Annotated in this window: 24 protein-coding genes; all 24 read right to left on the bottom strand. The window is 41.5% G+C overall.

Annotated elements, in window-relative coordinates:
* Positions 1–11 precede the first annotated feature (11 nt).
* From MHB38_RS08400 to fliG, 24 genes are read right to left on the bottom strand one after another with little or no spacing between them, the layout of a single operon-like run.
* On the bottom strand, positions 12–473 hold the full coding sequence (locus MHB38_RS08400; protein WP_008344771.1) for a chemotaxis protein CheW: 462 nt from the start codon (positions 471–473) through the stop codon (positions 12–14).
* 24 nt (positions 474–497) lie between these two features.
* A complete protein-coding gene (locus MHB38_RS08395) occupies positions 498–2,525 on the bottom strand; it encodes a chemotaxis protein CheA (protein ID WP_052320408.1) in 2,028 nt (675 codons plus the stop codon).
* 5 nt (positions 2,526–2,530) lie between these two features.
* A complete protein-coding gene (locus MHB38_RS08390) occupies positions 2,531–3,613 on the bottom strand; it encodes a protein-glutamate methylesterase/protein-glutamine glutaminase (protein ID WP_008344775.1) in 1,083 nt (360 codons plus the stop codon).
* On the bottom strand, positions 3,610–4,515 hold the full coding sequence (locus MHB38_RS08385) for a MinD/ParA family protein (protein WP_144740241.1): 906 nt from the start codon (positions 4,513–4,515) through the stop codon (positions 3,610–3,612). The genes MHB38_RS08390 and MHB38_RS08385 overlap by 4 nt, the downstream gene beginning before the upstream one ends.
* Positions 4,512–5,630 (bottom strand): flagellar biosynthesis protein FlhF, encoded by a 1,119-nt coding sequence (gene flhF / locus MHB38_RS08380; RefSeq protein WP_144740244.1) that lies wholly within the window; start codon positions 5,628–5,630, stop codon positions 4,512–4,514. Before flhF ends, MHB38_RS08385 begins: the two co-directional genes overlap by 4 nt.
* Positions 5,630–7,663 carry a flagellar biosynthesis protein FlhA gene (flhA, locus tag MHB38_RS08375; RefSeq protein ID WP_035392063.1) on the bottom strand — a complete coding sequence of 678 codons (2,034 nt, stop codon included), beginning with the start codon at positions 7,661–7,663 and terminating at the stop codon, positions 5,630–5,632. Before flhA ends, flhF begins: the two co-directional genes overlap by 1 nt.
* 29 nt (positions 7,664–7,692) lie before the next feature.
* Positions 7,693–8,781, bottom strand: a complete 1,089-nt coding sequence (flhB, locus tag MHB38_RS08370) for a flagellar biosynthesis protein FlhB (protein ID WP_144740247.1) — start codon at positions 8,779–8,781, stop codon at positions 7,693–7,695.
* On the bottom strand, positions 8,778–9,557 hold the full coding sequence (gene fliR / locus MHB38_RS08365) for a flagellar biosynthetic protein FliR (protein ID WP_007499578.1): 780 nt from the start codon (positions 9,555–9,557) through the stop codon (positions 8,778–8,780). Before fliR ends, flhB begins: the two co-directional genes overlap by 4 nt.
* Positions 9,558–9,563: 6 nt before the next feature.
* Complete coding sequence (gene fliQ, locus MHB38_RS08360) at positions 9,564–9,833, bottom strand: flagellar biosynthesis protein FliQ (RefSeq protein ID WP_003211206.1); 270 nt, start codon at positions 9,831–9,833, stop codon at positions 9,564–9,566.
* Positions 9,834–9,849: 16 nt separating this feature from the next.
* The gene (fliP, locus tag MHB38_RS08355; protein WP_007499580.1) at positions 9,850–10,515 is read right to left on the bottom strand and encodes a flagellar type III secretion system pore protein FliP; all 666 of its coding nucleotides are present in this window, start codon (positions 10,513–10,515) and stop codon (positions 9,850–9,852) included.
* A complete protein-coding gene (gene fliZ, locus MHB38_RS08350; RefSeq protein ID WP_144740250.1) occupies positions 10,508–11,167 on the bottom strand; it encodes a flagella biosynthesis regulatory protein FliZ in 660 nt (219 codons plus the stop codon). Before fliZ ends, fliP begins: the two co-directional genes overlap by 8 nt.
* Before the next feature lie 18 nt (positions 11,168–11,185).
* Positions 11,186–11,548: a response regulator gene (locus tag MHB38_RS08345; protein WP_007499584.1), complete on the bottom strand. Its 363-nt coding sequence runs from the start codon at positions 11,546–11,548 to the stop codon at positions 11,186–11,188.
* Positions 11,549–11,575: 27 nt separating this feature from the next.
* Positions 11,576–12,697, bottom strand: coding sequence for a flagellar motor switch phosphatase FliY (gene fliY, locus MHB38_RS08340; RefSeq protein WP_007499588.1), 1,122 nt, complete (start codon positions 12,695–12,697; stop codon positions 11,576–11,578).
* Positions 12,687–13,685, bottom strand: a complete 999-nt coding sequence (fliM, locus tag MHB38_RS08335) for a flagellar motor switch protein FliM (protein ID WP_008354483.1) — start codon at positions 13,683–13,685, stop codon at positions 12,687–12,689. The genes fliY and fliM overlap by 11 nt, the downstream gene beginning before the upstream one ends.
* 32 nt (positions 13,686–13,717) lie before the next feature.
* Positions 13,718–14,146, bottom strand: coding sequence for a flagellar basal body-associated protein FliL (gene fliL, locus MHB38_RS08330; protein WP_007499592.1), 429 nt, complete (start codon positions 14,144–14,146; stop codon positions 13,718–13,720).
* On the bottom strand, positions 14,143–14,358 hold the full coding sequence (locus MHB38_RS08325) for a flagellar FlbD family protein (RefSeq protein ID WP_008344794.1): 216 nt from the start codon (positions 14,356–14,358) through the stop codon (positions 14,143–14,145). Before MHB38_RS08325 ends, fliL begins: the two co-directional genes overlap by 4 nt.
* A 37-nt stretch (positions 14,359–14,395) precedes the next feature.
* Positions 14,396–15,187, bottom strand: a complete 792-nt coding sequence (flgG, locus tag MHB38_RS08320) for a flagellar basal body rod protein FlgG (protein ID WP_017359086.1) — start codon at positions 15,185–15,187, stop codon at positions 14,396–14,398.
* A 21-nt stretch (positions 15,188–15,208) separates the two neighbouring features.
* Complete coding sequence (gene flgD, locus MHB38_RS08315; RefSeq protein WP_017359087.1) at positions 15,209–15,652, bottom strand: flagellar hook assembly protein FlgD; 444 nt, start codon at positions 15,650–15,652, stop codon at positions 15,209–15,211.
* The gene (fliK, locus tag MHB38_RS08310) at positions 15,652–16,974 is read right to left on the bottom strand and encodes a flagellar hook-length control protein FliK (protein WP_272511497.1); all 1,323 of its coding nucleotides are present in this window, start codon (positions 16,972–16,974) and stop codon (positions 15,652–15,654) included. Before fliK ends, flgD begins: the two co-directional genes overlap by 1 nt.
* A complete protein-coding gene (locus MHB38_RS08305) occupies positions 16,975–17,661 on the bottom strand; it encodes a MotE family protein (RefSeq protein ID WP_017359089.1) in 687 nt (228 codons plus the stop codon). It abuts the gene before it with no gap.
* Between the two features lie 12 nt (positions 17,662–17,673).
* Positions 17,674–18,117: a flagellar export protein FliJ gene (gene fliJ, locus MHB38_RS08300; RefSeq protein ID WP_024720352.1), complete on the bottom strand. Its 444-nt coding sequence runs from the start codon at positions 18,115–18,117 to the stop codon at positions 17,674–17,676.
* Between the two features lie 8 nt (positions 18,118–18,125).
* Complete coding sequence (gene fliI, locus MHB38_RS08295; protein ID WP_008344803.1) at positions 18,126–19,442, bottom strand: flagellar protein export ATPase FliI; 1,317 nt, start codon at positions 19,440–19,442, stop codon at positions 18,126–18,128.
* Entirely contained in the window at positions 19,439–20,203 is a 765-nt protein-coding gene (gene fliH, locus MHB38_RS08290; RefSeq protein WP_341003070.1) for a flagellar assembly protein FliH, read from the bottom strand. Before fliH ends, fliI begins: the two co-directional genes overlap by 4 nt.
* The gene (gene fliG, locus MHB38_RS08285) at positions 20,196–21,212 is read right to left on the bottom strand and encodes a flagellar motor switch protein FliG (protein WP_017367244.1); all 1,017 of its coding nucleotides are present in this window, start codon (positions 21,210–21,212) and stop codon (positions 20,196–20,198) included. The genes fliH and fliG overlap by 8 nt, the downstream gene beginning before the upstream one ends.
* Positions 21,213–21,217 lie beyond the last annotated feature (5 nt).

Raw genomic sequence — 21,217 nt, 5'->3', positions numbered from 1 at the left:
TCACATCCCCCTTAATGAACAGGTGCATCTTGCACGCTCTTGTCGAGGACCGCACCAGCATGAATGATATTGAATAGACGCTGATCATGCTTAATAATTCCTGTCACCCATGACAGTCCTTCTTTTTCAGCTGAATCAGTAGAAGATTCTACCTCTTCCTGATGGACAGTAATGACATCATTTGCTTCATCAACAATCCAGCCGACTTCAATGTCACCAACTTGTACAATAATCATTCTTGTTTCGTCTGTAATCTCGTTGTCAGTTGATCCAAGTCTCACTCTAAGGTCAATGACAGGTGTCACGACACCGCGTAGATTAATGACACCGCATATATAAGGGGCAACGCCAGGAACTCTTGTCGGCTGCTGCCATTTTTCAATGGACTTTACTTCTGATACTGAAATGGCGTATTCTTTTTTGTTTACGATAAACACAATCATCTTTTCGCCAGTTTTGATATCTGTACTCATTTCAGACCGCTCCTCTATTGTTTTTTACTTGATCAGTGCATTACAGTCAACGATGAGTGCAACCTGACCGTCACCTAAGATTGTTGCGCCTGATATCGCAAATACGTTTGGTAGGTAATCTCCAAGTGATTTTAATACGACCTCTTGCTGACCGATAAACGAATCGACCACAAATGCTGTTAGCTTGTCTCCTTTACGGACAACAATAATGTGCAGTTCTTCTTCTAAATCATTCGCATTTGGTACGTTGAACTGTTTCTTCAAGTACACAACCGGTACGATAAATCCGCGGAAATCAATGACTTCACGATCATGCGTTTGAAGGATGTCACTCTTCTTAATGACAGCCGTTTCTATAATAGAAGAAATCGGAATAGCAAATGTTTCTTCCTCTAGTTTCACAAGAAGTACGGAAATGATCGATAATGTGAGTGGAAGCTGAATTGAGAAAAGTGAGCCTTGACCTTCTGTTGAGTTAATACTCACAGAACCACCTAATGATTCCAGCTTGTTTTTCACAACGTCAAGACCTACACCTCGGCCCGAGATATCAGAAATCGTATCCGCTGTAGAGAACCCTGCTGCAAAGATCAATGAATCAATTTGGTGATCTTCAAGTGTTTCCGCTTCTCTTTCCGTAATAACTCCGCGCTCTAATGCTTTTTCAAGGACCTTTTTACGGTTAATCCCGCCGCCATCATCTTCTACTTCAATGAAGACATGGTTTCCGCTATGATATGCTTTTAAAAGAACAGTTCCTTTTTCTGGTTTGCCTTTTTTCACACGTTCTTCTGGTGATTCAATCCCGTGATCGAGACTGTTTCTAAGTAAGTGTAAGAGCGGATCGCCAATTTCATCGATCACTGTTCGATCAAGCTCTGTCTCAGCACCTTCAATGATCAGTTCAATTTTCTTATTGAGCTCTTTCGTCAATTGACGAATCATACGAGGGAATCTGTTAAACACCGTTTCTACAGGCACCATTCTCATGTTCAAGATGATCGATTGCAGGTCGCCAGAAATACGGGACATTCTTTCCACTGTATCCGTGAGTTCGTTGTTTTCAAGTTCTTTGGCAATCTGTTCTAAACGTCCTCTATCTATGACAAGCTCTTCAAACAGGTTCATAAGTGAATCTAGACGATCGATGTTGACACGGATCGTTTTCGTTCCGCCGGCAGCTGCACCGTTATTGCCATTTGCTTTTGGCGCATCGTTTGCTGGCGCTTTAGTGGCAGGAACTGTGGCTTCTTCATTTTTCTGCTCAGGTTTCGCTGCTTTTGTTTCAGCCGGAGCCGCTTCTTCAAAGGCAGAGACTTCAGAAATCTCCACTTGTTCAACCTCTGAGATCGCTGTCACGATTTTTTTCACTTCTTCCATCGGCTGTTTCGATAAGTAAGAAATGCTGAATTCAGATTCAAAATCTTCTGATTCTAAAAGTTCTGCATTCGGAACCGTTTTGACAACTTCTCCTGCTTCGTTCAGTCTTTCAAAAATCATATAGACACGAACGGCTTTTAATAAGCATGCGTCACTTAATGTCACGGTCAGCTCATAACATTTAAAGCCTTGTTCTCTTGCTTCATCAAGAACTGTTCGTTCAAATTCGTTATAATCTAGGTCGCTTGCAGCTGATGATGCTTCAGCTGTCTCAACGGCAGATGCTGTTTCTGCATGGCTTCCTGTCACATCTAGTTTTTTACTAATCTCCGTGACATCACGTTTTCCATCCCCGCCCTCTGCAATCGATTGAACCATTGCTTCAAGGTGATCGAGTGCTTCAAACATCGTATCCATTGATTCAGGAGTGACAATCATTTGTTCGTTTCTGATGGCATCAAACATGTTTTCTAAATGATGTGTTAATTGAGCCATATCATCATAGCCCATCGTTGCACTCATGCCTTTCAGTGTATGAGCGGCTCTGAATATATCATTCACTAGCTGCAAGTCTGTTGGGTTCTTTTCTAATTCAAGAAGTTTTTCATTACAAGTTTGTAAGTGTTCTCTGCTTTCATCTAAAAAGATATCTAAGTATTGGTTTACATCCAACGTGTTCACGCCCTCTCTTTTTTCATGGAGCTTATAATTGCATGTGCGATGTCATCCACATGCCTTGTTTCATGTGCAAGGCCTGCTTTAATGACTGATTTAGGCATTCCGAAAACAACACATGATTCTTCTTTTTCTGCAATGACTTTTGTATGACCACTTGCGACCATTTTTTTGACACCTTCTGTGCCGTCACTACCCATTCCTGTCATAATGACAGCGATTTTCTCGTAACCTTTTATGTTGCTGATGGATTCAAATAAATAGTTAACAGAAGGTTTGTGACGGCTGTCAGTGTCTTCTGGGGACAGCCTGATCACTAAAGCTGCCCCTTGTTCATGAAGTGACATATTCAATCCACCAGGAGCTATGTAAGCCACTCCATTTTTAGCGATGTCTCCATCTTGAGCTTCTTTGATCGTAATTTGTGATAAATGATCTAATCTAGTAGCCAGCGATGCCGTAAATCCTGCCGGCATATGCTGCACAATCAAAATCGGCGCCTCTATGTCTTTTGGCAGCTTCGTGACGACTCGTTGAAGCGCCCTAGGCCCTCCCGTAGATGTTCCGATTGAAATAATCTTTCGGAGTGATGAGCCGCTTCTTACTTCTTGCAGGCGGGGAGCGGCCGCTGGAATTGGACTTGGCGGCTTCATGAACGGCTTAGGAGAAACTTGTTTCTCAGTACGTTTTCTGGACAGGCCTGCCGCAAGTACCCGCTCTACAATTTGACCTCTTACTTTGTGTAAATCGAGCGAAATACTTCCTGAAGGCTTTGTCACAAAGTCAAAAGCACCGAGTTCTAAGCAATGGATGGTTAATTCCTTCCCTTGCTTCGTCTGGCTTGACACCATAATCACAGCAAGGTCGTGTTCAGCCAGAATTTGTTTTAATGCTTCTGTTCCATTTAGAACAGGCATTTCCACATCAAGTGTGACAACATCTGGATTCAATTCCTTAATCCGTTTTAAGGCATCTTCTCCATTTCGCGCCGTTCCGACGACTTCAATTTCTTGCTCGGCACTTAGGAAATCACTGATGAGTTTTCTCATAAAAGCCGAGTCATCTACTACAAGCACTCTAATCATGAGTCCACCTTCCTCCTTTTAAAAAAAGAGGACAACTTATCTATAAACGTATGCTGCTCTCTCTGTGCCTCTCTTATCTGCTGATGATAAAGCGTTTCAGCCAGCATTTTAATGGTTTTACTTAGCCTTGAATGAGGCTGCTTCATATAAAATGGCATTTGTTCAGTGACTGCTTTAGGAACAGCAGGATCATCAGGTACCGCACCAGCAAATACAAGCTTTCGGTGTAGAAATGACGTCACCACTCCTGCTAATTTCCGGTACGTTTCAGACCCTTCTGACGGGGTTTTACACCGGTTGACAATGATTTGAACAGACTGTTCAAACTGATGAATGGCTAAGTGCTTAATTGCGCTGTAGGCATCCATGATGGATGTTGGTTCTGGCGTTGTCACAACGACCACTTCTCCTGCCGATAAAACAAATGGGAGTTGATCTTTTGACAAGCCTGCACCCATATCAAAGAATATACAATCAAAGTCATTCAATATTTTCTCCATCTCTTCTAAAAAGAACGACCATTGATCTTTGTCTAAAGAAAACAGCTGTTCAAGCCCGCTTCCGCCAGAAATGTAATACAGATTGTCCGTTCCTTTTGTCATAGCCGCTTGGAAGGATTTTTTTCTAACAAGCACGTCTAATATAGAGCTGGTCGATGTTTTCCCTAGTAAAATATCAATATTCCCCATGCCAAAGTCGAGGTCGATGATGAGCACTTGCTTGCCCGTACTTGCGATAGACAGTGCCATATTCAGCGTCAAATTCGATTTACCTACTCCGCCTTTACCGCTCATGACAGCAATGGTTTTCGCTTGTCCATTCGCATGAAGAGAGTTCGGTACAATCAGTTGATTCTGCTGAACAAGCTTTCTTAAACCTTCGGCTTGGTCAGGCTTCATCATTGTAAGACCATCCTTGTCAAATCAAGGGGGGAACTCTCAAGAATATCCTCAGGTACATTTTGACCATTTGTTAAAAACCCGAGCCCGATTTGAGATTCTGCAATGATTTGAAAGATCGTTCCCATCGTGTCTGTTTCATCAACTTTTGTAAAAATAAATTGATCGATTGGAACGTGTTCAAAACGTTTGACCATGGCTTTCATATCTTGATATTTGGATGTCGCACTCATGACGAGAAAACTTTGAATGCTTTCATCAAATGGAATGATATCTGTCAGCTCTTTGATGTACGCCTCTTCTTTAAAGTTACGGCCTGCTGTATCGATGAAAATATGATCATAGTCTTTAAAGGTCTGCTGTGCTTTCACAAAGTCCTCTCTTGAATAACAAACCTCAAGAGGTGCATTCAGCAGTTCAGCATATGTTTTTAGTTGTTCAATCGCTGCAATCCGGTACGTATCTGTTGTGATAAAAGCAATTTTCTTTTGCTGCTGAATAGCCGTTTTCGCAGCCAGCTTTGCAATCGTTGTCGTTTTACCAGCACCAGTTGAACCAAACAACACAATGTATTTCGAACGAATCATCGGCTCATCAGAAGTGTGAGCCGGAAGCATCCCTGTGAGTAGTTTTTCAAGTTCTTTTTCAATCTGCTCTTCTTTTACAGCACCTTTTGTTAAAAGACCCTTTAAGCACTCATCTCGAATCTCAGTATCAAGACCTTGATCCTTTAGCTTTTGATCCATTTTCATGAGAGAATCCGGCAAGATCCCGGCATGGCGTTCGTTTCTTGCATATTCTATAGGCTGAGAATGAGAAGGCGCTGCTTTGACTGCTTGAGCAGCAGCCGGCAGCTCTTGTGTAAGGTGTTCAGTCTGCTCCTTTTTCGGTAACACCGGGATAGGCGCAGCTGCTGGTTGTAATCCTTTACCGGCTCTTTCTTCAAAATCTTGATCCAGCACTGCAATCACTTCGACCATTTGCTGTTTCTTTAAACCGAACAGCTTTCGTTTGACAACGGTTTTCGAATTTAATATGACGGCATCTTTCCCAAGCTGCTGCCTGATTTGAATCGTTGCCTCCTGCATAGAATTCGCTGTGATTTTTTTCATTTTCATTAGATATCCACCACTCCGATGCTCTGTACTTCCACATTTGCTTCTAGTTCGTTATAAGATAGTACCGGTAAATCTGGGAAATATCTTTCTAACAACTGTTTGACGTACATTCTTATAGGAGGTGAGCATAATAGAACCGGCGTTTCCTGACGAAGCGAAAGCTGTTCAATTTCTCTCGCCACTGATTGAATCACACTTTCAGAGGATTCTGGATCTAACGATAAGTAGTTCCCATGCTCTGTTTGCTGCACGCTATCTGCAATCACCTTTTCGACTCGGCCTGAGCATGTCACGACTTTCAGTGATTCATTTTCTCTTGCATACTGTGCAGTAATCTGTCTTGCAAGTGCCTGTCTAACATACTCTGTTAGCAAGTCTGTATCAGTCGTTAATTTTCCGTAGTCTGCAAGGGTCTCAAAAATGGTCACAAGGTTTCGAATGGAGACCTTTTCTTTCAGAAGTTTTGCAAGTACTTTTTGGATATCTCCGACTGCTAGTGGATTCGGTGTTACCTCATCTACTAGAACTGGATAACTTTCTTTCAGATGATCGATTAATTGCTTCGTTTCTTGGCGTCCAAGCAGCTCATGGGTATTTTGTCTAATCTTCTCTGTGATGTGGGTAGACACAACAGATGCTGGATCGACCACTGTATACCCAAGCATTTCAGCCTGATCTTTTTCTGCTTCTGATATCCATTTTGCCGGCAGACCAAAGGATGGTTCGATTGTTTCAATTCCTTCAATCGGATCATCATCAGGCGTTGGAGACATCGCTAAGTAATGATCGAGCAGCAGCTCTCCTTTTGCCACTTCGTTCCCTTTTATTTTGAGCCTGTATTCATTCGGGTTCAGCGCAATGTTGTCTCGAATACGGACAACTGGAATGACAAGACCTAGTTCAAGAGCAAGCTGCCTTCTGATCATGACAATTCGGTCTAGCAGGTCTCCGCCTTGATTGGCATCTGCAAGCGGGATCAACCCGTAGCCAAATTCAAATTCAATGGCATCCATTTGCAGGAGATGAATGACGCTTTCTGGACTTTTCATCTCTTCTACCTCTGCCTGTTCTTCCAGTACTTCTTCAATCTCTTCTTGATCCTGTTTGTTTTTCGACATCATGTACGCACCGAGTGCAAGTAAACCTGCGATCGGCCCTGTCAAAAGTACGCCAATTGGCGTAAACAATCCAAGCAGGAAGATCGTACCTGCTGTGACGTAAAGCATGGCAGGGAAGGCAAAGAGCTGACCCGTAATGTCTGAACCAAGGTTTCCGTTAGAAGCCGCTCTCGTGACAACAATCCCTGTCGCTGTTGAAATAAGAAGTGCAGGGATCTGCGAAACAATTCCGTCCCCTACTGTTAAAAGAGTAAAGTGGGAAGCTGATTCTTGAATTGACATTCCTTGCTGAATCATCCCAATAATGATGCCAAAAATAATATTGATAATAACGATGATAATACCTGCGATGGCATCCCCTTTAACGAACTTACTTGCACCATCCATCGCACCATAAAAGTCTGCTTCTCTTGCTACTTTTTCACGGCGGTTTCTAGCTTCACTTTCTGTCAGCATTCCTGCATTCAAATCTGCGTCAATACTCATTTGTTTACCTGGCATCGCGTCGAGTGTAAATCTGGCCGCAACCTCTGATACACGCTCTGCCCCTTTGGTGATGACAATAAACTGAATGATGATCAGAATAAGGAAGACAACCAGACCAACGAGTATATTGCCCCCAACAACAAATGATCCAAACGTTTCTACAACCTTACCAGCATCTCCAGTTGATAAAATAGAACGGGTTGTAGAGATGTTAAGCCCTAAACGAAACAGTGTTAAGAGCAAAAGCAAAGACGGAAAAATGGAAAATTGCAGTGGTTCTTGCATGTTCATTGTGGTGAGAAGCACGATAAGCGCAAGAGAAATATTAATAATAATTAAAATACTTAATAGGACGGGCGGAAACGGTATGACCAGCATCGCCACGATTAAAATAACACTGAATAAAACAGATAAATCTCTTGCTGACATGCCTGTTCTCTCCTTTTAAAACCAAAAATTCATAAAATCTTTTGTTTCGTTTTATATACGTAAGCCAAAATTTCTGCGATCGCCTTAAAATATTCTTCCGGCACCGCTTGGTTGATATCCACTTGGTCGTAGAGGGCGCGGGCGAGCGGCCGGTTCTCTACAGTCATAACATCATGTTCTTTCGCAATTGTTCTAATTTTCAAAGCCAAAATATCTGTTCCCTTTGCCACAACAAACGGCGCGTCCATCTTTTCTTCGTCATATTTCAAGGCAATTGCGTAGTGGGTCGGGTTTGTAATGATGACGTCCGCTTTTGGGACTTCCTGCATCATCCGTCTCATGGCCATTTCCCTTTGCCGCTGTTTAATTTTTGATTTTATGAGCGGGTCACCCTCTGATTTTTTATACTCATCTTTGATGTCTTGTTTAGACATCCGTAAGTTTTTTTCATAATCAAATTTCTGATACATATAATCAAGCCCTGCTAAGACCATGAGAGCACCTGCTGCATATAGACCCATAATCAAGGTCATATTTGCCACGAAATGAAGAGTTTCCTCTGCTGTTAATAAAGGAAGCCTCAGGATATCGTCAAAGTGCATCCAAAGTGCAATAAATGTCGCAAAACCAATTAAACCAATTTTCAAAATGGATTTTAATAGCTCAACGAGTGCTCGAATACTGTATATTCGTTTAAACCCTTTGATTGGATCAAGCTTTTCTAATTTGGGCTTGATCACTTCAGTTGAAAAGAGAAATCCAACTTGTAAATAGTTACTGATGATCCCTGCCAGCATCCCAACACCAAGAATTGGCATGAGGAGGAGACCTGTCTCTTGAAGCAATTCCAAGAATAACTGGTGAATATTAGATGTGCTAACCTTCATTAGCATCGTTGTTGAATAAAAACGTTCAATGAGCGCAATAATACGCTCTTTCATAAAAGGCCCAATAAAAAAGAATGATAAAAAGATTAGTAGAAATGAGATGGCTGTATTGACGTCGGTACTTTTGGCAACCTGCCCTTTTTTACGTGAATCCCGTCTTTTTTTCGGTGTTGCTTTTTCTGTTTTTTCACCTGCGAAAAATTGCAAGTCGAGTCTAAGTCTTGTCGTCATGACGAACCACCGACCAATGCTAAGAAATTCCTCATGGTGAGCACAATCGTTTCGAATGTATTTTGGACGACCCCGAAGATGACACCCATACAAATGATGATCATAATAAAACTCACGCCCATTTTAATGGGAAGTCCAACGACAAATACGTTCATTTGCGGAACTGTACGTGCCACAATTCCTAATGCCAAATCGACTAAAAACAAACTAGCCACAACAGGTGCTGAGATTTGAAAGGCTATGATGAACATTTGGTTGAAGCTCTTTGCAATAAAGTAAGCAAAGGATTCACTGCCGAAGTTCAGCGCATACTGATCAACTTGAATATATTGAAAACTGTAATAGATTCCATCAAGCAGCAAATGATGAGCATTTGTTGCCAGCATCAGCAGCAAGGTCACCGTATAAAAAAACTGCCCCATCAGCGGCGTTTGCGCCCCTGTTTGTGGATCAATAATATTGGCGATCGCAAAACCCATTTGAAAATCGATGAATGAGCCGGCAATTTGAACTGCGGACACCATGATATATGCAATCAGTCCAAGAAGAAGTCCGACCATTGCTTCTTTCACGGCAAGCATCATGTAAAGACCGTCGATATCGAGTGCTGGCGGTTCTTTAATGGTGCTAAAACTAATGACAGCCAAAAACAGTGAAAAACCAACTCTGTGAACCGCTGGTATCGTTCGATGCGCTAATAGCGGCACTGTCACAAAAAAAGCGGTGATCCGAATGAAAACGAGAAGAAAGGCAGGAAATAATTCTATGATTGACATCTCTGATTAACCTGCAAATCGATCTAAATTCGAGAACAGCTCTGTAGTAAATGACACAATTGTTGAAAGCATCCACGGACCAAACACAACAAGTCCAATGAGCACTGCAACAATTTTTGGAATGAACGCAAGCGTCTGTTCTTGGATTTGGGTTGTCGCCTGAAACACACTGACAATTAGTCCCACGATTAGTGCGAGCGCTAGAAGCGGCCCGCTGACAAGTAATACAACATACACTGATCTTTCAGCCATCGTAATGACAAATTCTGAACTCATGTTTTAAGCACCTACTCTAAAAGCTTTGCAGCAAAGATTTAACAATCAAATACCATCCATCAACTAATACAAATAACAATATTTTGAAAGGGAGCGATATCATAACCGGCGGAAGCATCATCATCCCCATCGACATCAGGACACTTGCGACCACCATGTCAATAATTAAAAATGGAATAAAAATCATAAAACCAATTTGAAATGCCGTCTTTAATTCTGAAATTGCAAATGCTGGTACCATCGCCGTTAAGGGAATATCTTTAATCGATTCAGGGGTATCCATTTTTGCGTAACTAAGAAATAAAGCCAAATCTTTCTGTCTCGTATGTTTACTCATAAACTCTTTAATTGGCACTTCGGCTTTTTCATAGGCCTGATTTAACGTAATATCATCATTTAACAGCGGCGTGAGTGCCTCTTTATTAATCTCTGAGAACGTGGGTGCCATAATAAAAAATGTGAGAAACAAAGCAAGTCCTACAAGCACTTGGTTTGGCGGCATTGAGTTGGTTGCAAGTGATGTTCTAACGAACGAAAGAACAATCACAATCCGTGTAAAACAGGTCATTAAAATCAGAATGCCTGGTGCAACTGAAAATACAGTTAACAATAAAAGAAGACGGACAGATGTGCTAATATTTCCTGCGCCACTGGAATTAAATAAATCGATAAACTCATTCATTTTGTTTCGGGCCTTTCTTTCTGACTTCTGATTGGGTCTTTTTCAATTCGGCTAGCTGCGCCTTTAAATTGGCTGAAAAAGAAGAAGTGGTCGGCTGATCGTGTTTCTTCACTTGCGATGTTAATTTTTGCATCATTTTCGGTAAGTCAGTCTTACTTTCCATCGCTTCTTCGTATTGTTTCACAATCGCTTCACATTCTTGTTCATCATCGATTTCTTTTAGCAGCTGGATTGAGTCTGCTACGCCGACAACTAATACTCGTTTGCCCACTTTGATCAGCTGAACTGAACGATTTTGACCAACCGTCGTTCCGCCAATATTTTCAACATAGCGAAATGGCTTGAGTAAGCGGTTTTGCTTTCCAACAAATCTCACCAATCCGTAAATGAGCAGGATGACAAAAAGTAAGGCACCAATCATTTTGACAAAATCCATAATGGAGACAGAAGAAGAGGGAACTTCTTCTGCCGGATTCGTTTGATTGTCAGTGGTTTTCTTTTCTGTATCCTTTTTGCTTTCTTTCTCATCTTTGAGCCAGTCATTCACTGTGCCATTTTCAGGATCTTTTGTTTCAGCAAACAGTGAGGCGGGCTCCGCTGTCAAGAAAAGCATAAAACTGATCATTGCTATACATATCAAACGTTTTTTCAACAAGTCTTACACCCTTTTTTAGCCTAACGTTTTATTAATTGCTTCAAGTACACGGTCTGCCTGGAATGGCTTCACGATAAAGTCTTTTGCACCTGCTTGAATGGCATCAATAACCATTGATTGTTGTCCCATCGCTGAGCACATAATGATTTTTGCAGAAGCATCGATTTGTTTAATTTCTTTTAATGCTGTGATCCCGTCCATTTCTGGCATTGTGATATCCATTGTGACTAGATCAGGAGATGTTTCTTTATATTTTTCAACAGCTTGTGCGCCGTTTTCTGCTTCTCCTACTACATCAAATCCATTTTTTACAAGAATATCCTTAATCATCATTCTCATGAATGCTGCATCATCTACGATTAATACCTTAGTAGCCATTTACTTATTCTCTCCCTATATGTTTGTTTATTTTAAATTAGAAAGTCTTTCAGACTGACTTAAAATGTCAGTCACACGTACACCAAAGTTCTCATCAATGACAACAACTTCTCCTTTGGCGACGATTCGTTTGTTGACCAGAATGTCGACTGGCTCACCTGCAAGTTTGTCCAGTTCAATGATACTTCCAGCGGAAAGTTCAAGTACTTCTTTCACACTGCGCTGCGTTCTTCCAAGCTCCACTGTAATGGAAAGTGGAATATCCATCAGCATATCAAGATTACCGAGCTGACTTGTTGTATGCTGAGGCTCACTAAATGCCTCAAATTCAACTGGCGCCACATTGACAGGTTCTGCTGGCTTTGGCTTCGCCTGTCTTTTCGGCGGTGCCGATTGCTGCATAGGAGCAGATTGTGCTTGCGGAGCAGCCTGCTGTGGTTCAGGTGCACTCTGAGGTGCTTCTTGAACCGGCTCTTCTTCCGCTGGGTCTGTTAATTCTGCAATCAAATCTTTCGCAAACGTAATAGGGTAAAGCTGCATAATATTTGAATCTATGAGTTCACCTATTGTTAATCTAAAGGACACTTTGACAAGCATCTCTTCAGCTGGAATGCGGTCTGTGCCTTCTCCTTCTTTCACATCAAGCAGCTCAACGCGAGGCGGAGAAATATCAATCTTTTTATTAAAGACTGTTGACATGGACGTCGCGGCTGAACCCATCATTTGGTTCATCGCTTCTTGTACTGCACTTAAGTGAATTTCACTTAACGACGGGTCAGCATTTGTTCCATCTCCGCCCATCATTAAATCCGCAATGACTGCCGCATCGGTTTGTTGGATGACAAGCAGGTTACTAGCGCTGAAGCCTTCCGTATAATTCACTTCAATTGCGACATACGGATGAGGAAATTCCTCATTCAGCTTGCTTTTTTGAATCACTGTGACAGTTGGAGTTGTAATCTCCACTTTTTGACTTAATAGGGTTGAAAGTGCTGTTGCAGAGCTTCCAAATGATATATTTCCGATTTCCCCAATGGCATCTTGTTCCATTGCAGAAAGGAGTGTATCAGGCTCTATATCGTCATTGCTGCCTCCTTTAAGGAGCGCATCGATTTCATCTTGTGATAATTTACTTCCGTTATTCTCCATCTTCTTCACCTCTTATGTCGTGATCTAGAATTTGAATCGCCTGTTTCCGATTCACGCGGCCGGCCTGTCCCAAGAATTTCGGTTTATTTCCGACCATAACAGTAAGAGGCGCATTTACTGGTTTGTCCAAGGCAATACAATCACCAATTTCCAAATTCAAAAACTCTTCCACCGTCATTTCCGATTGTCCAAGCTCTGCGACTACCGGTATTTTCGCCGTCATAATCCGTTTTTCAATGGCCTTTGTTTCTTCTTGTTTCGGTTCATTTCGTTCCGATTGCATCCAGTAGTGTACAGACAGCTTCGGAATAATAGGCTCTAATACTACGTGAGGAATACAGAGGTTAATAACCCCGCTTACCTCACCAATTTGTGTATTAAGAGAAATGACGACAACTGTTTCGTTTGGTGACACCATTTGAACAAACTGGGGATTTACCTCGAAATCTGCCATTTCTGGCTCGATGTCGGTTATGGACTGCCACGCTTCTCTGTAGTTTTCCAAAGCTCCCTCAAACATGTTTGAGATAATCTTTGTTTCGATTTCTGTCAGTGATTCTGTCTTATTATGACTAATGCCAATCCCACCCATCAGCCTATCCATCATGGCATAGCCAATCGTTGGGTTCACTTCAAGCATGATTCTTCCTTCAAGCGGGCTGACGTAAAATAAGTTTAATAATGTCATATTAGGAATCGAACGAATAAATTCTTCATATGGCACTTGGTCAACCGAGCTGACAGAAATTTGAATATATGATCTTAGCTGCGCTGAAAAGTGTGTGGTAAGCAGTCTAGCGAAGTTATCATGAATTCTTGTTAAACTTCGAATCTGGTCTTTTGAAAAGCGCAGTGCACGTTTAAAGTCATACACTTTCACTTTTTTCGTCGTTTCTTCTTTTTTCAGCTCTTCTGCATCCATTTCGCCTGTTGATATGGCGGATAATAATGCGTCGATCTCATTCTGGGAAAGCACTTCTCCTGACATTTCTTCACCTCCATCGTGTCAATTAATCGCCTCTATTGCAGATTAAAGGAGGTTATATAAACTTCTTTCACCTTGCCATCTTGCAAATAGTTATTCACTTTGTTTTTGACCTGTGTTTTAAAATGTTCTCTGCCTTTTTTGCCATCAAGTTCATCTGCATTCGTGTCTGATAAAATGTCAATCACGGCATCTTTCACTTGGAAGCTTCTTTTTTCAAGCTCTTCTTTGGCTTTTTCTGAATCTGTTTCAATATTTAGTACAAGTTTAACCGCATTTCCTTCAGATTTTAAATTGGTCACAATCTCAGGAATTTCAACAGAAGCTTTTACGACTTCATCTGCTGTTGGCTCTTTTTCTGCTTTTGCTTCGTCTGACCCATTCACCAGAAAGACAATACCTGCTCCAATTCCGACGATAGCAATAATCATGATTAGCATTACTACGACTAATTTCTTCTTCATTCAAACTCCTCTATTCCTTGATTCAATGAAATGACTTGGATTTTTCTATAGAAAGAAATGATTTTCTCCTGAAGCTGCTCTTCATCTTCTTTCACAACGAATTTCTTTCCATTGGCGAGTGTAATGGTCGTGTCTGGAAAGCTTTCGATTTGCTCGATATGGAGAGCGTTGAGCATAAATCCTTTGCCATTTAATCTTGTCACTTCAATCATATTAAGCAGAGAAGCGATAAACCGCTCCTCCTACCTCCTATCGTTTCAGATTCACAAGTTCTTGCAGAATTTCATCAGATGTTGTGATCGTCTTTGCATTCGATTGGAATCCACGCTGTGCGATAATCATTTCTGTAAACTCATCTGTTAAATCAACGTTTGACATTTCAAGTTTACCTGTTTGGACGACGCCCGTTCCTTGTTCACCTGGTACGATTGGATTACTTGGAGCACCTGAGCTTAACGTTTGGCGGTAAAGGTTGTCACCAACTTTGTCTAGCCCTCCTGCGTTACGGAAAGATACGAGTGATATTTGACCAACGGTTCTTGATACATTGTTTTCAACAACCGAAATCGTTCCATCTGGACCAACACTTACACTTGAAACACCGTCTGGAATCGTTATCTTTTGTCCATTCATTCCAAGTAGATAATTTCCATCAGGGGTGACTAAGCTTCCCTCTGAATCAGTGTCGAAATTTCCTGTTCTTGTATAAAGAACTTCTCCTTGAACTTCAATACGGAAAAACCCATCTCCATTGATATAGAAGTCGTAAGGTTCATTTGTATTTTGAGAAGATCCCGCTGACATGATTTTATCGATTGAAGATAAAGATGACCCTAAACCAATTTGCTTTGAGTTGATTGAACCAGAGTTGTTCGTTGGCCCACCAGAACTTCCAATGGTTTGGCTGACCATATCTTTAAACGTGATACGGCTTTTTTTGTATCCGTGTGTGTTGACGTTGGCTACGTTGTTGGCTACAACATCTAATTTTGATTGGAAGTTTTTCATTCCACTAATTCCTGAGTAAAGTGAGCGTAACATTTATTTTCCTCCTCGATTTGCTTACGATTTTTCTCCAACAGTTGTAACGTCCCAAGGGCTGATTTTCGTTCCATCTTCTAAATATAGGAAGTATTCATTGTTTATGTTTTTCACAGACTTCACAGTGCCAGATATGTCTTTATCATCTTGTTTACCCGCTACTTCTTTACCAATCCAGCCTACATATGTCGTAAATGGATCTTGGTGTGCAACAAATGTAGACATGATCTGATTCATTTTGGTGATAGATTCGTTCATATTCATTTGCTGTTCTAAAGAAGAAAATGTTGCAAGCTGTGTGACAAACTCACGGTCATCAATCGGGTTTGTCGGATCTTGGTTTTGAAGCTGCGTAAGCAAGATTTTCAAGAACTGATCTCGGCCAAGTGTATCTGTTTTCTTTGCTGCGTTTGAAGAAGTGTCCGCTTGTGCGGCTGTTCTATTCGTCGCATCAACAGTTGCCATTAGATCTCCTCCTCTTCTTCTTCTGATCCAACAAGCGCATCTAGTACATCTTGGAATTCAGCTTCCTGTTCATCAGGCTGCTGGAAACTTTGTCCTTTTGATGGCTGCTGCTTGCCTTCCTCATTAAATTGTCCAAAAGACGGTTGCTCATTTGACTGAAGCGGTATATGGAAACGGTCAACTTGAACCGACATATTCGGTAGCGCCTGCTTGAGCTGAGGCAGATGATGCTCGAGCAGCTCTTTTGCTGCTTGCGTTGAAGCTGTAATTTTACTCGCATACATCCCGTTTTGTTTCGTTAGCTGGATGGTGATAAACCCGAGATTTTCTGGATTTAATCGTACGGTAAACCGTCCGCTTGAATTGCCAAATGGTGTGAACTTCATTTGTTTCCACGTATTTAAAATCTGCTGATCAACCGTGCCTGGCTTTTCGTCAGTTGTTTGCGTCTGCTGCATAGGAGCAGCTGATTGCAGTTGGAAAAACTGTTTATGCCCTGGAAGCAGCGTATGGGTGATTGTTTTTTCAGAAGCAGGTGCCGCAGTGCCTTGACCTTTGATGACTTCTTTCTTCATAAGCCATTCAAGTGAGGCAGCACCTTTTGCTGGAGATGAGAAGGAAGATTCTTGCCTTGGAGCAACCATTTCTTTTAACTCTCCTAAGGAAATTTTCCACTCTTTATCTGACCCTTTCGCATTCGCCATCATATGATCGATTAACTGATTAAAGTGTTTCAGCTCGCTTTGCGACATATTATTCAGCTTAGGTGCCGATCCTTGCGAGAAAAACTGCTCTTTTACTTGTTGAATGAGCTTTTCATCTGCTCCGTTTTTCGTTAGAAACTTGATGAAATCTTCACCTTTTGCTTGAATATCCTGTACAAGTTTTGCATCAAAGCTCACCGGCTGCTGATTCAGTATTTGATATAAGAAAAAGTGGACTTGTATGAGCTGTTCACTATGTTCAGCAACTGGCTTCTCATCCTGATCGCCATAGATAACCGATTCCATCTTTTGAAATAGCTCTTCAAGTGACTTTAAGTCAGCCCCTTCAAGCTTTTGACCTTGCAGCGCCTGAAGTGCCGCAAGAAGATCTCCATCTATTCCTTCTTCAGGTGATTGCATCCATTTTTCAATGATTTGCATCGCATCATTCATGGATAGAGTGGTTTCCGCTGGCTGAGAAATAGCTGGACCACTTTGAATACCTGCGCCATTTAACAATTGTTTAAACAGGCCGCGAGCAGATACTGCCCCCTCTCCCTTTAGTCCCGAGAGACTTTGGGAAGATTGCTGTAAGGCTCCAATGTCCAATAGCTTCACTTATTGTCCACCCCCATTTTCACTTTCTTCTTTTTTGGCAAGCTCCTTCGTGAACGTTGCTGCCTTCTGAGGTGTCAGTTTTGCTAATATGTCCGTCAGCTTATTTTTACTCAGTTCTTCAAGGATCTTCAAAGCTTCTTTATCACTTAGCTCTGATAAAATTTTGGCAGATTTCCCTGCATCCATGCTTTCATAAATGCTGGCGACCTTTCCTTTTGATTGCTGATTAGAAGATGCTGACGAATCAGAGGAAGATCCTGATGCGTTATTACTTGATGATGTACTGTTTGATGAACTGTCACTTGCTGACGTGTTCTCTTTATCAGATGTTTTTTCAAGTGAATTGATTTTTTGATTCAATCGTTTAATCTCTTCATCACTTGTCTTCAAGTCTTTTTGAGCAATTTCAAGTTCATTCTCTTGTTCTTTAATCGTCTTTTTCAACGCTTTCAACTCTGTATCACGTTGATCGTTATTTGAAGATGACGTTTTTGATGTGTCATCTGATCCAACCAAGCTGCTAATCCCCGGAATGTTTTGGAGCGGTTTCTTTAGATCATAACCCGCCATATAAAGGATTGTGCCCGTCACGATCACAAGCACAACCAATGGGATAATGACAATAAACAAGATCCATTGAAATTTACCGCCGCCGCTTGATTCCTTTGTTTTTTCCTTCTTAGGCATTCATCTCGACTCCTAATGTCCTTGAAACATGAATTGGCTGATAGAGATATCATCCATTTCTTTCATTTCAATTGCCTTATGTTCAAGGGAGAACTTTTCAAATTGCTTTTCTTTCATTTTTTCAAACTTTTTAAACTCAATATTTTTTTCAGTTAAATCAGATTGTTTTTCATTCATTTGATGGCGTTTCATGATCACAAGCTGCTGATAATGATGAATGGTGTTATCTAAGTTCGTCACAAATTGTTGGTAATGACGCATTTCTTGAACACTCATCCCACTTCTCAGCTTTTCTTCTTTGCTCTTTTCCATTAGCTCTTTTTTACTCATATTTTCATAGAGTTTTTCAGCGGCTTGCTCAAATGCCGAAACGGATTGTTGATACGCTGCGAGTGATTTGTCTTTTTCACTTTCTTTCAATTCTAAGAGCTTTTGAAATTTGTATTGATATCTCACTGTTTTTGTCAATCCTCTCTATTCATCAAACTGAGCAATATCCTCACGCTGTCTTCAATCGATACAGCCTCTTCAACGTCCTGCTTCAAAAATGAAATCAGTTGTGGGTAAGCTTGCATGGCCTCATCAATATCTTTAGAGGAGCCTTTTTTATATGCTCCAATGTTAATGAGGTCTTCAGCGTTTTGATATGTGGATAAAAGCTGGCGGAACCGGTTAGCCGCTTCCTTATGATCATGACTTGCGATATTACTCATGACACGACTGATACTTTTCAGAATATTGACAGCTGGAAACTGTCCTTTGTTGGCCAATGCACGATCAAGTACTATGTGGCCATCTAAAATCCCCCGCACTGTATCAGCGATCGGCTCATTCATATCGTCACCATCAACAAGCACTGTGTAAAACGCTGTGATGGAACCAAGTTGATTTGTACCAGTTCGTTCTAGCAATTTTGGCAGTATAGCGAACACTGAAGGCGTATATCCTTTTGTTGTTGGCGGTTCACCGGTTGCAAGTCCTATTTCCCGCTGTGCCATGGCAACCCTTGTGACAGAATCCATCATAAACATGACATTTTTTCCTCTGTCTCTGAAATATTCGGCAATAGCTGTTGCTGTATAGGCTGCTTTTAATCTTGTCAGTGCGGGCTGATCTGAAGTTGCGACAACAACAATCGAACGCTTCAGTCCTTCAGCTCCTAAATCTTTTTCGATAAACTCGCGAACTTCACGTCCACGCTCTCCAACAAGTGCAATGACATTGAGATCCGCTTCTGTCTGCTTGGCAATCATCCCCATCAAGGTACTTTTACCAACACCGCTTCCCGCGAATATGCCAATTCTTTGACCAGTGCCGACTGTGAGCAAGCTGTCGATCACTCTGACACCAACGCCCATTTTTTCACGAATAGGCGGTCTGTCCATCGGGTTTGGAGGAGATTGTTCTGTTGAGACAGGTGCAAGTCCTTTAGGAAGCATGCTGCCATCCAGTGGATCACCGAAGGCATCAACAACCTGCCCGATTAAACCAGTTCCTACTTTGACCTTTAACGACTCACCTGTTGCTTCAACAAGACTGCCTGGTGAGATGTTAGAGGCTTCTACATAGGGCATGAGCAGAATGTTTTCATCTTTAAAGCCAACGACTTCTGCTTTGATCGGATGATTCTTACTCCCTTTTTTGTGAATCAGACATACATCACCGATTGAGCTTTCTGGCCCCTTGGACTCGATCATCAGTCCAACAACTCGATTGACTTTACCAAAACGTTTATAAGGATCGGCAGTTTCAATCGTTTCTTTTAGCACATCTATGTTCATTTGTGATCACCTGAATCAATGACTTCTAATAACTTTTCTTTTAACTGATTCATTTGGGTATCAACACTCGCTTCCACTTTTCCAAAGCTTGTTTCGACGTAACAAGTACCTTTTGGTGCTTTTTCATCCGAGTAAATGGCAAGATGTGTATTCTTTTGAAGGATTCTATTTAATTCGTCTTTATATTCCATCACATGTTCGTAATGTGCAGGGTCGACATAGATGGAAATATCGTCATATTCTTTCACTTCTGAAATGACCTGCTTCACTAGCGTTAAAAATTGTTCTTTTGTATCCTCAGCCGCATTCCATACTCGTTTAGCGAGCTCAAAGGCAAGTTCGACAATTTCTTCAGCAGAGCTTTCAATTTTTGCTTCATAGTCCTGCTTTGCAAGGCTGACAATGTCATTCGCTTGATCAAGAATCGATTGATACTGTAAAGTCGCATCTGCTTCGCCCTTTTGAAAACCATCTTGATATCCTGTTTGTTTCGCTTCTTCAATGAGCTGTACTCTTTCTGCTTCAAAATCAGCTCGCCGCTGATTGATTTCAGCCATTGTTTGTTCCAGCTCACGATTTGCTTTTTCTAAAATACGGCTTGCTTCATCTTGTGCATCACTTAATACAAGCCGAGATGCTTCTGTCTCGTTGACAAGCTCTTCTTCGTGATGTTCTCTTTTGAATTCCACTTGCTGTAAGGGAATGGTTTGACGGCCTTGTTCAGGAATAACAGATGTTTCATGTTTGATAATCCTAGACAATGATATCGTCTCCTCCACCTCGAGCTATGACGATTTCTCCAGCCTCTTCAAGTCGTCTTACGATACTGACAATACGAGTCTGTGCTTCCTCGACATCTCTAAGCCGGACAGGTCCCATAAACTCCATTTCTTCTTTGAACGTTTCGACCATACGTTGCGACATGTTGCGGAAGACAATTTCTTTGACTTCTTCGCTTGCCACTTTGAGTGAAAGCAGTAAATCGTCATTTTCAACATCTCGAATCACGCGCTGAATGGCTCTGCTATCAAGAGTGACAATGTCTTCAAAGACAAACATACGTTTCTTAATTTCATCAGCAAGCTCAGGATCTTGAATTTCCAGTGTATCTAAAATGGTTTTCTCCGTTGCACGGTCTACACCATTCAGGACTTCGACTACCGCTTCGACTCCGCCCGTTTGGGTATAATCTTGCGTAAAGGTTGAAGACAGCTTTTGTTCAAGAATACGTTCCACCTCATTGATGATCTCTGGAGATGTGCGGTCCATTAAAGCAATTCTTCTTGCAACCTCGGTTTGTACTTCTTCGCCTAACTCAGATAAAATCTGTCCAGCCTGTACTGGATCTAGGTAGGAAAGAATGAGCGCAATGGTTTGTGGATGCTCATGCTGGATAAAGTTTAAAATTTGCTCTGGGTCAGCCTTTCTAGCAAAATCAAATGGTTTCACTTGAAGTGAGGATGTTAAGCGATTTAAGATGCTGTCCGCTTTGTCCTCACCAAGCGCTTTTTCAAGCACTTGTCTTGCGTACATAAGGCCACCTTGTGATATGTAGTCCTGCGCGATGGCAATGCTGTGAAATTCTTCGATGATCTCATCTTTTTTAGCAGTATCTACACTTCTTACATTTGAAATTTCTAATGTTAATTTTTCTATTTCGTCTTCAGACAGATGTTTGTATACAGATGCTGACACGTCTAGCCCTAAGGAAATCATTAGGATTGCTGCTTTTTGTCTGCCTGTTAGTCGATTTGGATCTTTTCTCGACATGTGTA

The organism is Bacillus sp. FSL K6-3176 (assembly GCF_038003325.1).
Lineage (GTDB): Bacteria > Bacillota > Bacilli > Bacillales > Bacillaceae > Bacillus > Bacillus altitudinis.
This window is presented reverse-complemented; position numbering and strand designations above follow the sequence as displayed.

What these genes read in the sequence shown, in the direction of transcription:
- flhB (WP_144740247.1), bottom strand. Translation starts at nt 8,781, where the DNA reads ATGACGACAAGACTTAGACTCGACTTGCAATTTTTCGCAGGTGAAAAA.
- MHB38_RS08325 (WP_008344794.1), bottom strand. Translation starts at nt 14,358, where the DNA reads ATGATTGAAGTGACAAGATTAAATGGCAAAGGATTTATGCTCAACGCT.
- fliY (WP_007499588.1), bottom strand. Translation starts at nt 12,697, where the DNA reads ATGGAGAATAACGGAAGTAAATTATCACAAGATGAAATCGATGCGCTC.
- flhA (WP_035392063.1), bottom strand. Translation starts at nt 7,663, where the DNA reads ATGTCAGCAAGAGATTTATCTGTTTTATTCAGTGTTATTTTAATCGTG.
- fliR (WP_007499578.1), bottom strand. Translation starts at nt 9,557, where the DNA reads ATGTCAATCATAGAATTATTTCCTGCCTTTCTTCTCGTTTTCATTCGG.
- fliL (WP_007499592.1), bottom strand. Translation starts at nt 14,146, where the DNA reads ATGAAGAAGAAATTAGTCGTAGTAATGCTAATCATGATTATTGCTATC.
- fliI (WP_008344803.1), bottom strand. Translation starts at nt 19,442, where the DNA reads ATGAACATAGATGTGCTAAAAGAAACGATTGAAACTGCCGATCCTTAT.
- fliG (WP_017367244.1), bottom strand. Translation starts at nt 21,212, where the DNA reads ATGTCGAGAAAAGATCCAAATCGACTAACAGGCAGACAAAAAGCAGCA.
- flgD (WP_017359087.1), bottom strand. Translation starts at nt 15,652, where the DNA reads ATGGCAACTGTTGATGCGACGAATAGAACAGCCGCACAAGCGGACACT.
- MHB38_RS08400 (WP_008344771.1), bottom strand. Translation starts at nt 473, where the DNA reads ATGAGTACAGATATCAAAACTGGCGAAAAGATGATTGTGTTTATCGTA.
- fliM (WP_008354483.1), bottom strand. Translation starts at nt 13,685, where the DNA reads ATGTCAGGAGAAGTGCTTTCCCAGAATGAGATCGACGCATTATTATCC.
- MHB38_RS08305 (WP_017359089.1), bottom strand. Translation starts at nt 17,661, where the DNA reads ATGCCTAAGAAGGAAAAAACAAAGGAATCAAGCGGCGGCGGTAAATTT.
- fliQ (WP_003211206.1), bottom strand. Translation starts at nt 9,833, where the DNA reads ATGAGTTCAGAATTTGTCATTACGATGGCTGAAAGATCAGTGTATGTT.
- MHB38_RS08385 (WP_144740241.1), bottom strand. Translation starts at nt 4,515, where the DNA reads ATGATGAAGCCTGACCAAGCCGAAGGTTTAAGAAAGCTTGTTCAGCAG.
- MHB38_RS08390 (WP_008344775.1), bottom strand. Translation starts at nt 3,613, where the DNA reads ATGATTAGAGTGCTTGTAGTAGATGACTCGGCTTTTATGAGAAAACTC.
- fliP (WP_007499580.1), bottom strand. Translation starts at nt 10,515, where the DNA reads ATGAATGAGTTTATCGATTTATTTAATTCCAGTGGCGCAGGAAATATT.
- MHB38_RS08345 (WP_007499584.1), bottom strand. Translation starts at nt 11,548, where the DNA reads ATGGCTACTAAGGTATTAATCGTAGATGATGCAGCATTCATGAGAATG.
- flhF (WP_144740244.1), bottom strand. Translation starts at nt 5,630, where the DNA reads ATGAAAATGAAAAAAATCACAGCGAATTCTATGCAGGAGGCAACGATT.
- flgG (WP_017359086.1), bottom strand. Translation starts at nt 15,187, where the DNA reads ATGTTACGCTCACTTTACTCAGGAATTAGTGGAATGAAAAACTTCCAA.